Origin of the sequence: Blautia sp. HCN-20427, from assembly GCF_037890365.1 — a bacterium.
Taxonomy (GTDB): domain Bacteria; phylum Bacillota; class Clostridia; order Lachnospirales; family Lachnospiraceae; genus Blautia.
In genome coordinates, this window is the sequence record NZ_JBBKBX010000042.1 from 1 (window position 1) to 12,829 (window position 12,829).

General features: G+C 44.1%; 10 protein-coding genes and 2 riboswitches. Of the genes, 8 read left to right on the forward strand and 2 right to left on the reverse strand.

The annotated features are described in order from the left end of the window. Positions 1-10: 10 nt before the first annotated feature. Positions 11-604: a DUF4190 domain-containing protein gene (locus tag WKT17_RS15785; RefSeq protein ID WP_294542401.1), complete on the reverse strand. Its 594-nt coding sequence runs from the start codon at positions 602-604 to the stop codon at positions 11-13. A 176-nt stretch (positions 605-780) separates the two neighbouring features. Between WKT17_RS15785 and WKT17_RS15790 the strand changes: the two genes are divergently transcribed. The 7 genes from WKT17_RS15790 to WKT17_RS15820 all read left to right on the forward strand — a co-directional run bounded on the left by WKT17_RS15790 (position 781) and on the right by WKT17_RS15820 (position 9,688). Beyond that, the gene (locus WKT17_RS15790; protein ID WP_173750203.1) at positions 781-2,925 is read left to right on the forward strand and encodes a Tex family protein; all 2,145 of its coding nucleotides are present in this window, start codon (positions 781-783) and stop codon (positions 2,923-2,925) included. Positions 2,926-2,942: 17 nt separating this feature from the next. Next, on the forward strand, positions 2,943-4,745 hold the full coding sequence (locus tag WKT17_RS15795) for an aminopeptidase P family protein (protein WP_173750202.1): 1,803 nt from the start codon (positions 2,943-2,945) through the stop codon (positions 4,743-4,745). Positions 4,746-4,812: 67 nt separating this feature from the next. After that, positions 4,813-4,932, forward strand: a riboswitch (FMN riboswitch). Positions 4,933-5,064: 132 nt separating this feature from the next. Then, positions 5,065-5,703: an ECF transporter S component gene (locus tag WKT17_RS15800; RefSeq protein ID WP_173750201.1), complete on the forward strand. Its 639-nt coding sequence runs from the start codon at positions 5,065-5,067 to the stop codon at positions 5,701-5,703. A 1-nt stretch (position 5,704) separates the two neighbouring features. Next, positions 5,705-6,316 (forward strand): NUDIX hydrolase, encoded by a 612-nt coding sequence (locus WKT17_RS15805; protein WP_173750200.1) that lies wholly within the window; start codon positions 5,705-5,707, stop codon positions 6,314-6,316. A gap of 175 nt (positions 6,317-6,491) precedes the next feature. Continuing rightward, on the forward strand, positions 6,492-7,649 hold the full coding sequence (gene ytvI, locus WKT17_RS15810) for a sporulation integral membrane protein YtvI (RefSeq protein ID WP_173750199.1): 1,158 nt from the start codon (positions 6,492-6,494) through the stop codon (positions 7,647-7,649). 17 nt (positions 7,650-7,666) lie between these two features. Next, positions 7,667-9,013 carry a TrkH family potassium uptake protein gene (locus WKT17_RS15815; protein ID WP_226853743.1) on the forward strand — a complete coding sequence of 449 codons (1,347 nt, stop codon included), beginning with the start codon at positions 7,667-7,669 and terminating at the stop codon, positions 9,011-9,013. Positions 9,014-9,037: 24 nt separating this feature from the next. Then, a complete protein-coding gene (locus WKT17_RS15820) occupies positions 9,038-9,688 on the forward strand; it encodes a potassium channel family protein (protein WP_173750198.1) in 651 nt (216 codons plus the stop codon). Between the two features lie 38 nt (positions 9,689-9,726). Here WKT17_RS15820 and WKT17_RS15825 read toward each other — a convergent pair whose 3' ends face one another. Continuing rightward, positions 9,727-11,283 (reverse strand): AMP-binding protein, encoded by a 1,557-nt coding sequence (locus tag WKT17_RS15825; protein WP_173750197.1) that lies wholly within the window; start codon positions 11,281-11,283, stop codon positions 9,727-9,729. Between the two features lie 244 nt (positions 11,284-11,527). On the opposite strand from WKT17_RS15825, the gene WKT17_RS15830 reads away from it, so the two are divergent. Further along, entirely contained in the window at positions 11,528-12,493 is a 966-nt protein-coding gene (locus WKT17_RS15830; protein ID WP_173750196.1) for a carbohydrate kinase family protein, read from the forward strand. 112 nt (positions 12,494-12,605) lie between these two features. Next, positions 12,606-12,690, forward strand: a riboswitch (ZMP/ZTP riboswitch). Positions 12,691-12,829 lie beyond the last annotated feature (139 nt).

Sequence of the window (12,829 nt, forward strand, 5' to 3'; positions counted from 1 at the left end):
TACTGAAATATTAAATCACGTCGCTTCCGGTATCCGGCTGTGGCTGGTAAAAATCAGGAAGGTCTCCGTCATAGAAATCATAGCCGCCGTCGTCATTGAAGTAATCGTCGTAATTGTCATATCCATTAGGAGTATCGTAACTGTCTGTATCCGGATAAGGCAAGAAATCTTCTCCATACATATATTTGTAAATAAAGTTGTATAAATCTGCCTCGGTAACGTTGTCCGAGGTAATGAGATGATAATATTCCTGCAGAAAGCTCTGGCCTTTATCGGAGACCAGGAAAAAGGTGCATATAAATATTACCAGAGCAGTAAAAATCGTCAGGCAGCTTACGCAGATAGCCATACCCGCCTTTGCATTTCCGGGACGTCTGTGTTCTCCTTTGGACAGACAGGAAAAAAGAATGCCCAGCCCCGAAAAGACAAAAACCATAGGGAAAAAGCAGCATATAGAAAGGATAGACAAAATTCCCATGACCAGAGAAAGCGTGGCAAAAGTAGCGTTTCCCTGATAAACAGAAGAATTCGGTGCAGATTCCGGTTCATAGACCGGAGGTGGGGTGTATGGCCGGTAATTTTGTCCTTCGTAAGGGTTTTCCATAAGTGTAAGACCTCATTTCTTTCAAAATAATATAAAGATTATTACATATTCTATCATGTATTATAGGGGGTGGCAATAGAAAACAGCACAGAGAAAATGAATTTCTTGACAAATTCCTTTCACATTGATAAGGTTGTAAGGTAGTAAAAGAAAGCTGAGGCGGAAAGGACAGATTTATGGATATTATACAGATAATAACGCAGGAATTGCAAGTGGAAAAATGGCAGGTGGAAGCTGCCGTTTCATTAATAGATGAGGGAAATACCATACCGTTTATTTCCCGTTACCGTAAAGAGGCTACCGGTGCATTAAATGATGAACAGCTGCGAAATCTCTTTGAACGGCTTACTTATCTGCGCAATCTGGAAGACAAGAAAAAACAGGTGCTTTCCAGCATTGAAGAGCAGGGAAAACTCACAGAAGAACTGAAAAAACAGATTACAGAAGCCCAGACACTGGTTGTGGTAGAGGATTTGTACCGTCCGTACCGGCCAAAGAGAAGAACAAGAGCTACCATTGCAAAAGAAAAAGGACTGGAACCTTTGGCCAACATCATTCTGCTGCAGATGACAGATAAGAGCCTGGAAGAAGCAGCAGAGGCTTTTGTATCCGAAGAAAAAGAAGTAAAAAATGTAAAAGAAGCGCTGGCAGGCGCCAAAGACATTGTGGCAGAGAGTATTTCTGATGAAGCGGATTACCGTATCCGGATTCGTGAGATGACAGCCAAAAAAGGAACGCTGGTTTCAGCAGCAAAGAAACCGGAAGAATCCACCGTTTACGATATGTATTATGAATACGAAGAACCGGTATCCAAGGTGGCAGGACACAGGGTGCTGGCTATTAACCGCGGAGAAAAAGAAAAGATTCTGACCGTGAAAATTTCCGCGCCGGAAGAAGACATTCTCCGCTATCTGGAAAAACAGGTCATCACAAAAGACAATGCACAGACCACTCCTGTTTTAAAGGAGGTAGTGGAGGATTGCTACCGCCGTCTCATTGCGCCTGCCATTGAAAGAGAAATCCGCAATGATTTGACAGAAAAGGCAGAAGACGGCGCCATCAAGGTGTTTAAGAAAAATCTGGAACAGCTTCTGATGCAGCCCCCAATCGTAGGTCAGGTGGTACTGGGCTGGGACCCGGCTTTTCGTACCGGCTGTAAGCTGGCTGTGGTAGACGCCACAGGAAAAGTGTTGGATACGGCTGTGATTTATCCCACAGCGCCTACGACTCCGGCGAAAATCGCTGCGGCAAAAGAAACCTTAAAGGCTATGATTGAGAAATATAACATTACGCTGTTTTCTGTGGGAAACGGAACAGCCAGCCGGGAGTCTGAGCAGATTATTGTGGAACTGCTCAAGGAAATTCCTCAGAAAGTGCAGTATGTCATTACCAATGAAGCGGGGGCTTCGGTGTATTCTGCCAGCAAGCTTGCCACAGAAGAATTTCCGAACTTTGACGTGGGACAGAGAAGTGCGGCGTCTATTGCCAGAAGACTGCAGGATCCTCTGGCCGAACTGGTAAAAATTGACCCGAAATCCATTGGTGTGGGACAGTATCAGCACGATATGAACCAGAAAAAGTTGGGAGAAGCCCTGTCCGGTGTGGTAGAAGACTGTGTAAATAAAGTTGGCGTGGACTTAAACACTGCGTCTGTTTCCCTTCTGGAATATGTGTCGGGTATCAGCAAAGCCATTGCAAAAAATATCGTAATTTACAGAGAAGAAAACGGCCAGTTTACCGATAGAAAAGAACTCTTAAAGGTGGCAAAATTAGGGCCGAAAGCCTTTGAACAGTGTGCCGGTTTCCTGCGCATCCGGGGCGGAAAAAATCCTCTGGACGCTACCAGCGTACATCCGGAAAGCTACGCAGCGGCAGAAAAATTCCTGGAAAGCATGGGGATGAAGCCGGAAGATATTTTTGGCGGTCATGGCGTGTATTTTGTCAAAGATTATGCAAAAACCGCTGAAAAGCTGGGTATCGGCGAAATTACCCTGCGGGATATGGTAAAAGAACTGACCAAGCCGGGACGCGACCCGCGTGAAGAGATGCCGAAGCCGATTCTGCGTACAGACGTATTAGATATGAAAGATTTAAAAGAGGGTATGGTGTTAAAGGGAACCGTCCGGAATGTGATTGATTTCGGTGCTTTTGTGGACATCGGCGTCCATCAGGACGGGCTGGTGCATATTTCCCAGATGACAGAGCGTTACATTAAGCATCCGCTGGAAGCAGTCAGCGTAGGTGATGTGGTAGACGTAAAAGTTCTGGGCGTAGATATGAAGAAAAAGAGAATTTCCCTTACCATGAAAGGAATTCAGTAAAGAAAGGCGGGTTTATCATGAATGTGAATCAGGAAAGAATCAAAATGCTGCAGCAGGAAATGAAGGCAGCGGGCATGGATATGTATCTGGTGCCCACTGCAGATTTCCATCAGTCAGAATATGTGGGTACTTATTTTAAAGTTCGGGCCTGGCTCTCCGGTTTCTCCGGTTCTGCGGGAACTCTGCTGGTGACAGCGGACGGCGCATATCTGTGGACAGACGGAAGATACTTTATCCAGGCAGCAAAGCAGCTGGAAGGCACAGGCGTTGCGCTGATGAAAATGGGAGAAGAGGGTGTTCCCACAGTAGAAGAATTTCTGGAAGAACATTTGCCGGAGAATGGCTGTCTTGGCTGTGACGGAAGAACCATTCATGTGGCAGAGGGCAAAGAGTTTGAAGCGCTTCTGGCGAAGAAAAACGGCACTTTAAAATGCGGTGAGGACCTGGGCGGTAAAATCTGGACAGACCGTCCGCAGATGTCCAAAGAACCGGTTTATCTGCTGGATGTAAAATATGCAGGACAGCGCAGAGAAGAAAAAATAGCGGCTGTCCGTGAAGAAATGAAAAAAGAGGGAACCAATACCCATATCATCTGCAGTATGGATGATATTGTATGGCTTTTGAATATCCGCGGCAATGATATTGTGTACAATCCAGTGGTACTTTCCTATGTCATGATAACCATGGATAAGGTATACTTCTATGTACAGGAAGAGGCTGTTTCCGGAGAAGTACGGGCAGAATTAGAAAAAGCGGGAGTAGAACTGCACCCATATTTTGAAATTTATGATGCAGTAAAAACATTGAAGGATTCCGACAAAGTGCTGGTGGAGGACATCTGTACCAACTATACCCTGTACAAGTCTATTCCGGAGCACACAGAAGTAGTGTTTGCTCCCAATCCGGCGGCTGTTATGAAGGGGAATAAAAATCAGACAGAAATGGAGAATATCCGTATTGCCCATATCAAGGACGCAAAAGCTATGTGCCGTTTCATTTACTGGCTGAAGCAAAATGTGGGAAGCGGAGAAGTCACAGAATACAGTGCAGCCGAAAAAAGTCTGGAACTCAGAAAAGAAGACCCGGACTGCCTGGACTTGAGTTTTGAAACTATCTGTGCCTATGGACCAAACGCTGCTATGTGTCATTACGCGCCTACAGAAACGGAATTTGCAAAAGTAGAGCCAAAGGGATTTTTCCTGATTGATTCCGGCGGACAGTACTGGCAGGGAACTACAGATATTACCAGAACCATTGCCGTAGGGGAACTGACACAGCAGCAGAAAGAACATTTCACTCTGGTGCTGCAGGGACATATCCGTCTGGCTATGGCAAAATTCCAGTACGGTTGCAGCGGCGCCAATCTGGACGCTCTGGTAAGGGGACCGCTCTGGGAAAGAGGGCTGGACTTTAATCATGGAACCGGACACGGCGTTGGATATCTTCTGAATGTGCACGAAGGTCCTCAGAATATCAACTGGAGAGTGCGCGCAAACGGAAGACGCGGCAACACCACACCATTAGAGGAAGGCATGCTTACTTCCAACGAGCCGGGACTGTATCTGGAAGGAAAATACGGTATTCGTACCGAAAACCTCCTTCTGTGCAAAAAAGCAGAGAAAAATGGATATGGACAGTTCATGGAATTTGAAAACGTAACCTGGGTTCCTTACGAAAGAGAAGCTATTCTTCCGGAGATGCTGACAAAAGCAGAACGGCAGTGGTTAAATGCATATCATAAAAAGGTTTATGAAATCGTTGGCCCCATGCTGGAGGAAGAGGAACGTACATGGCTTCTGGAGGCCACAGCAGAAATTTAAAGCGGCAGCATGGAAAAAACAGTTGCAAGATATGGATACAAGGTATATAATGCATAGTAAATAAAAGAAAATTCTTCGGGGCGGGGTGCAATTCCCCACCGGCGGTAAAAGTCCGCGACCCGTATTTTACGGCTGAACCGGTGTGATTCCGGTACCGACAGTATAGTCTGGATGAGAGAAGAAGGTTATGATTTTGTACGACTTTCAAAGAGAGGAGCCCCCAAAAGGTGCGGTTGCCTCTCTTTTTTTGAAGTTTCAAAAATCATAGAAGAAGAATTTCCTTTTATGAAAAATCATTCATGAAAAGGAGAAATGAAACATGAGTCAGGAAGCAGTTGTAAACAAGAGAATCCAGGGAACACAAAACAGGTCAAAATTAAGAACTACCATACAGATAGCCATGCTTGGGGCTGTGGCTACGGTTCTGATGATGTTTGAATTTCCGCTGCCGTTTATTGCACCGCCTTTTGTGCAGATGGATTTTTCGGAGATTCCGGTAGTAGTGGGAACCTTTGCCATGGGGCCTCTGGCAGGTATTATCATTGAACTTCTGAAAAACCTGCTTCACATTGTCACTCACGGTACTACCACAGCAGGGGTGGGAGAATTGTCAAATTTCCTAATCGGCTGCTCCTTTGCAGTGCCGGCAGGTCTGTTTTATAAACGCAGAAAAACAGCGAAAAACGCACTGATTGGAATGTCTGTGGGAACTGTGACCATGGCAGCTGTGGGATGTCTCTCCAATGCCTTTGTGATGTTTCCCCTGTATAGTGTGGCAATGGGAATCCCTGTGGACAGCTTTATTGCCATGGGAACGAAAATTAACCCGGCTATCAACAATATGGTGACTTTTGTTCTGCTGTCCATGGTTCCTTTTAATCTCATAAAAGGTGTGATGATTTCAGGGATTACCATGCTTTCCTACAAGCGTCTGAAGGTTCTGCTGAAAGGAGAATAAAGTGGCGAAAATCACAGGAATTACCCGTAAGACAGCAAATCCCTTTGTCAATCTTTACGAGTTGGACAGGGAGAGCAAGACCGGGAAAAAGGGAAAATATTATGTGGCTTCCAGAGCAAAAGAAGAAAGAGAACTAAAGCTGAAAAGCCATACGCTGCATCCGGATGGCGTGGTCATCTACAGTCTGTACGGTGAAGCGCAGGATAAAGTGGTACTGATACGCCAGTACCGATACAGCATTGATGATTATGTCTATGAATTTCCGGCAGGTTTGGTGGAAAGAGGAGAGGATTACCGGGAAACCGCAGTTCGGGAGATGAAAGAAGAGACAGGGCTTACGTTTGTCCCTGCTTCTGTTTCCGAGGCATATGAAAAACCGGCTTTTACCACCATTGGTCTGACTGACGAATGCTGCGCCACTGTGTTCGGCATAGCATCGGGTGAAATTTCAGGAGACTATCAGGAGGACACAGAGGAAATAGAAGTTGTCCTGGCAGACCGGGAAGAGGCAAAACGGATTTTAAGAGAAGAAAATACAGCGATAATGTGTTCTTACATGCTGATGCATTTTATACATGATGAAGAACCGTTCGGATTTCTGAAAGAATTGTAAAAATTTCAGATAATTGGTTTCCAGTTCCGAAACATGTGGTATAATGATTGCATATAGTGCAATCCAAGCCACTAGAACACACCGGCTGGGAATGGATTGCCCATATGTGCAGAAATTATATGCATATATGGGCAGTTTACGTTTACGGAAATTTGCAATGTCAGGAGTCTTGAAAATGAAATGGAAAAAATATGCGAAAAGTATTTTGGTATTTATGATAACCATTGCAGCAATGGCGGCAGGGATTTTTATAGGAATTAAATTTCTGAGATTTTTTATGCCCTTTGTCATTGGCTGGTGTATTGCTCTGATTGCCAATCCGCTGGTGCGTATGCTGGAGCGGCGGCTTAAAGTTGCCCGAAAGCATACGTCCATGCTGTTGATTATTGCGGTTTTGGCGGGAATTGTGTGCGGCATTTATTTCGTAGGAGTAAAGGCCGTAGAAGAAACGCGGTCACTGATAGACCAGGCTCCGGAAATTTATGGGAGTATACGCCAGGAATTTCAGGATGCAGGAGACAATATGTCCCGGTTGATAGATGAAATGCCGGAGAGTGTACAGACGGCTATTGAAGATTTTCAGACGAGTATTGGACAGATTACCGGAGAGGCTGTGGGAAAAGTCAGCCAGATTACCGTAGATCAGGCCAGTGATCTTGCCAAAAATCTGCCCAGTATTTTGATTTCCATTATTTTTACCATATTATCTGCCTATTTTTTTATTGCGGACAGAGATAAAATTCTGGAATTCGGGCGAGCCAATACACCTATGCTGATTCAGGAAAAATGGCGGATTCTCTCAGACAGCTTCAAGCAGGTATTTGGAGGCTATTTTAAAGCGCAGTTTAAAATTATGGGTGTCATTGGGATTATTTTGTTTGTAGGATTTCTGATTATGCAGGTGAAATTCGCAGCCCTGGTGGCTGTTCTTATCGCTTTTCTGGATATGCTGCCGTTTTTCGGCACCGGTACTGCACTGATTCCCTGGGCGCTTTTTAAAATTATTTCAGGGGACTTGCAATATGCCGTAGGATTGATTATTCTGTATCTTGTGACGCAGCTGGTGCGAAGAGTGATTGAACCTAAGATGGTGGGAGATTCCATAGGCGTAAATCCGCTTCTGACCCTGATTTTTATGTATATCGGATACCGTATCGGAGGTGTGCTGGGAATGATTCTGGCAGTTCCGGTGGGGGCCATTGTGATTAATTTCTATAATCTGGGCGCTTTTGATGGGATTAGGAAGGGGCTGAAAGAAGTTACCAATGATATACTAAAATGGCTGTATCGGGATGATGAAGATTCCCCACATAAAGATTTGAAGACAAAGTAAATGAGACGGAGAATATTGTGACTAAGAAAAGAAAGATAAAATGGACAACTACCAAAATTATTGCAGCAGGCTATTTTACAGTCATTGCCTTGGGCACGCTGCTGCTGATGCTGCCAGTTTCCAACAGGGGAGGCGAGGCGGCCTCTTTTATGGATGCCTGGTTTACGGCTACGTCTGCTACCTGTGTGACGGGCCTGGTTACTCATGATACGTACACTTTCTGGTCCGAATTCGGACAGGTTGTGATTTTAATATTGATTCAAATAGGAGGCATTGGCTTTATGACCATTGCCATATCTGCGCTGACTTTGACTCGAAGGAAAATTGGGCTGTCGGAACGGATGCTGATGCAGGAAAGTGTGGCAGCTCCTCAGATAGGTGGAATTGTACGAATGTCAAAGTTTGTGTTATCAGGGACTTTTTTCTTTGAAGGAGTGGGTGCGGTTCTTCTGGCCTGTTATTTTGTCCCCAGGCTGGGACTGGGAAAAGGTTTGTATTATGCTGTGTTTCATTCCATATCTGCATTTTGTAATGCAGGAATTGATCTTATGGGATATTACAGCCCAAGTTCGTCCCTTATTACAGCAGGGGACAGCTATTTGGTAGGACTGACCATAGCGGGGCTGATTATCATAGGTGGTATTGGCTTTTTGGTATGGGAAGATTTGAAGAAATGGAAATGGCATATCCGTTCTTATAAACTGCATACTAAGATGGTGCTGTTTGCCACCGCCATTCTTATTGTGGGAGGAACTTTGCTTATCTTTGTCTTCGAGTGGGGAAAACCCTCCATGGAAGGCAAAAATTTGGGACAGCAGATTCTTTGTGCTTTTTTTCAGGCTGTGACCCCCAGAACGGCAGGGTTTAATACCATAGATTTGAATATGCTCACAGACAGCAGTCAGGCGCTTATGATAAGCCTGATGTTTATTGGCGGTTCTCCCGGCTCTACAGCGGGAGGTATTAAAACCACCACCATGCTGATTCTGGTGCTGACTATTTGGACAGAGCTGAGAAAGCGAAAAGATTTGGAACTGTTCAGGCGGAGAGTGGAGAGTGAAGCCATTCGTCATGCCTGCTGTCTGATGATGTTTTATGGTTTGCTGAGCATAGGTTCTTCTATGATCATTTCAACCATAGAGAATCTGGGAATGAAGCAGACGCTTTTTGAAACAGTGTCTGCACTTTGTACAGTGGGGCTGTCCTTGGGAATTACCCCTGGTCTGGGAACAGTTTCACAGATTATATTAATTCTGCTGATGTTTATCGGAAGAGTGGGAGGTATTACCATACTGATTGCATTTACCAACCGTATCTCCATGATTCCGTCAAAACTTCCGGTGGAAAAAGTGTCTGTAGGATAAAATAGTTTAAGGAGGAAAACAGAGATGAAATCAGTGCTTCTGATAGGTCTTGGCCGTTTTGGAAGACATATGGCAGAACGATTAATTGCGGAGGGAAATGAAATCCTTGCAGTGGATATTAATGAAGAAAGGGTCAATGACGCCATAGATATGGTAACGGATGCGCAGATTGGCGATGCTACCAATGAACATTTTGTGGAATCTCTGGGAGTGAGAAACTTTGATTTGTGTGTTGTGGCTATTGGAGATAATTTTCAAAGTTCGCTGGAAGCTACGGCACTTTTGAAAGACTGTGGGGCTTCTCTTGTACTGGCAAGAGCTAACCGGGATGTTCATGCTAAATTTCTTTTGCGAAACGGTGCGGACCATGTGGTTTATCCGGAAAAGGAAATGGCTCAGCGCCTTGCTGTGAAATATGGAAATGACAATATCTTTGATTATATTGAACTGACAGAGGAGTATGCGATTTATGAAATTCCGGTTCCGGATACCTGGGTGGGAAGTTCTATTGTGGAAAAAGAAGTAAGAAAGAAATACCATATAAGCATTCTGGCTACGAAAGAAGCTGGGAGGATGAATCCGCTTCCCGGTGCAGACCATGTGTTCAGAGGTGCGGAAACATTGATTGTTATGGGACATTTCCGGGACGTGCGGACTGTGACAAAGGTGAAATAGAGAGACAAGAGAGCTGAAAAGCTGACGGGGCTGCCGCATTACATGCGATACAGCCCTGTTTTCATGTTCTTTAGGGCATTTAAGTCCAGTTTTCCATTTTGTGATACAGGAAATCGGTTTACATAAATAAATTTCTTTGGAATCATGTATTCCGGCAAAATGGAAAGCAAGTCTTCTTTTAATCTGGCAGAATAGCTTTTATCGGAAATGGATTTTTCCGGACAAACTACATAAGCATAGAGATTTCGTACACGGTGTTCCCGAATGTGAGGAAGGACTGCAGCGCGGCTGACCTGAGGTAGCTTCATAAGTCCTGTTTCCACATCGTCCAGCGCAACGGGATGGCCGCTGAGCCGGATAGCGGCATCTTTTCTGCCGCAGTAGAAAAGAACGCCGTCCTGAAGATAGCCTCTGTCCTGCGTATGAAAACCCTGTACAGAACCTGTTTTGTGTTTTTCTGTGAAGAAAGTTTTTTTCGTATGGAAGGGATTTTTGTAATATCCGGGAGGAGATGTATGGCTTAGGATTACAATTTCTCCTTTGTCACCGTCTTTTAAAACTGTGCCTGTTTCGCTTCGAATTTCGATTTGCACCCCTGGTTTTATGGAGCCGGAAGGCAGTATCTGGCTGTTTTGCAGAAGTTTTTCCGTGATTTCTGTACTGGTGACTGCCAATGCAGTCGGAGCAGGAATATAGAGATTGAAAATCCGGGCATCAGGAAATTGTTTTTTTAATTTGGCGGCAGTTTTTACAGACAAAGGTTCTTTTCCCAAAAGGAAGCAGGACAGCGAAGGAATCTGTTTGGCACAGAAAGCTTCTTCGACAAGGCACATCTCCAGAAAGGATGGGGTAGAGATTAACACAGTTCCCTTTGAAGCGGCAAAGGTATGCAGAAGCAGCCGGGGATTGTCCATATCCGTTTCTGATATACACCAGAGTGTTCCCTGGAGAAAGAGACAGGTATAAATATCCGTTACGGACAAATCAAAAGAAAAAGGAGCTTGATTGAGAAATACCGGCACTTTTTCAAAAGAAGCAGAAAGGCAGGGGATAACACAGCTTTTTAAATGTTCTTCCAGGGAACGAAGAGAGATTTGAACTCCCTGTACAGTTTCACCGGAATCACAAGCATACATAATGCAAAAAACATCATCTTTTGCAATAGGGGTGAGATAAGCCGTCATAAGCCGGATGTCACAGTCCGGGATTTTATTTTTCTGAGTAATCTCCTGGAATACATGCAGAGAGAGCATAGAATTACAGGGAAAGGGAAATGGTTCCAATGCGCAGACAAGAGAGGGCTGAATATCTTCCAGTACCATTTTTACAGTCTGTATAGGCAGAGAAACATCCAGAGGACAATAGGGAATTCCCGCTTTCATGCAGGCCAGAAAGCAGACCAGCATAAAGGGACTTTTGTGCCCGTAAATAAGCACGGGATTTCCCTTTTTGCTGCATTTTCCGTCCAGGTACAGGGCAAGCCGGTCAGAATAATCAGCCAGTTGTCTGTAGGTAAGCATAGAAGTTCCGTCTGTGGCTGCTATCCGGGAAGGAAACCGTTGAGCAGACTGGGAAAGTATATGAAAAAGTTCCATGATGAAATCGCCTCCTGCGTACAAAAAATTTATGTTCTTCATTTTAGAAGGAAATCATTAAGAACTTTTCCGGATAAATCGAAAGAAATCCTAAAGTTTTCAGAAAAGCATCAAAGGAAAATACTCTGGTTTCGGTAGAAAAATTCGGGAAAGGTTTGGGGAAATATTGCACAAGTTAAAAAAAAAAGATATAATGCACAGTAAAGTAATAACAAGTGAAAAATTGAGAAAGTGAGTAGAGAATATGTGTAAAAAATTTGATGTAATTGCATTAGGTGAACTTTTGATTGATTTTACTGAAAACGGAGTAAGTGGGCAGGGAAATCCTATTTTTGAGGCAAACCCGGGAGGAGCACCCTGTAATGTGCTGGCTATGCTGAATAAGCTGGGCAAGAAGACATCTTTTCTGGGTGTTGTAGGAAAAGACCAGTTCGGAACCGCTCTTAGGGGAACACTGGAATCTATAGGCATTGACACTAGCCATTTGTATGAAGACGAAGAAGTACATACCACACTGGCCTTTGTTCATACTTTTGAAGATGGGGACCGTGATTTTGCATTTTACAGAAATCCGGGAGCAGATATGATGCTGCAGGAAGACCAGATTGATGAGGCCTATATACAGTCTGCAAAGGCTTTTCATTACGGTACTTTATCCATGACGCACGAAGGGGTGAGGAAGGCAACTTACAAGGCAATCAATGTAGCGAAAGAAGCAGGACTTCTGATTTCTTTTGACCCCAATCTGAGACCGCCGCTGTGGAAATCTATGGAAGAGGCAAAAGCACAGATTGCATACGGCTTGTCCAAATGCGATTTGTTGAAAATTTCTGAAGAAGAACTGGAATTTATGACAGGAACAAAAGATGTAAAAGAAGGGGCTCATATCCTTCTGAAAGAATATCCTAACTTAAAACTTATGAATGTGACTATGGGAAAAGAGGGGAGCATTGCTTTTTACGAAGGAAAAGAGGTATTTCAGAAACCGTTTTTACAGGAAAACACCATTGAAACCACAGGAGCAGGCGATACCTTCGGCGCGTGCGCATTGAACTATGTGCTGGAACATGGCCTGGAAGGACTGACAGAAGAAAATCTGCAGGAAATGCTGCGTTTTGCCAATGGTGCGTCTTCTCTGATTACCACGAAAAAGGGTGCTCTGCGTGTTATGCCGGAGAAAGAAGAAGTGACCGCTTTTATTGGTGCATAGACAAAAGAGAGTCTTGTAAGATTTGCATAGAAAACAGAATAAAATTGGTAAAAAATTCACAAACTTTATTATGGTAGATTGACATTGAGATGATTTTGTGTTAGATTATAACCATAGTTCTGATTACTGACGGATAAATGTGGAGTACCACAGGGGAATCAGAATAAGATAGTAAGCCGACCGTCTGGGCAGCATTTGTAGCTTTACAAGTGTTGCCCTTTTTTCAATCAGGCAATAATTTCGGAAATTTCGCATAGGAATAGATGGAGAAGGATTGGAAGAAGGGCGAGGAAAACTATTATTTTTAAGGAGGATGTTATTATGGGATTCAAATCA

What these genes read in the sequence shown, in the direction of transcription:
- WKT17_RS15785 (WP_294542401.1), bottom strand. Translation starts at nt 604, where the DNA reads ATGGAAAACCCTTACGAAGGACAAAATTACCGGCCATACACCCCACCT.
- WKT17_RS15790 (WP_173750203.1), top strand. Translation starts at nt 781, where the DNA reads ATGGATATTATACAGATAATAACGCAGGAATTGCAAGTGGAAAAATGG.
- WKT17_RS15795 (WP_173750202.1), top strand. Translation starts at nt 2,943, where the DNA reads ATGAATGTGAATCAGGAAAGAATCAAAATGCTGCAGCAGGAAATGAAG.
- WKT17_RS15800 (WP_173750201.1), top strand. Translation starts at nt 5,065, where the DNA reads ATGAGTCAGGAAGCAGTTGTAAACAAGAGAATCCAGGGAACACAAAAC.
- ytvI (WP_173750199.1), top strand. Translation starts at nt 6,492, where the DNA reads ATGAAATGGAAAAAATATGCGAAAAGTATTTTGGTATTTATGATAACC.
- WKT17_RS15820 (WP_173750198.1), top strand. Translation starts at nt 9,038, where the DNA reads ATGAAATCAGTGCTTCTGATAGGTCTTGGCCGTTTTGGAAGACATATG.
- WKT17_RS15825 (WP_173750197.1), bottom strand. Translation starts at nt 11,283, where the DNA reads ATGGAACTTTTTCATATACTTTCCCAGTCTGCTCAACGGTTTCCTTCC.
- WKT17_RS15830 (WP_173750196.1), top strand. Translation starts at nt 11,528, where the DNA reads ATGTGTAAAAAATTTGATGTAATTGCATTAGGTGAACTTTTGATTGAT.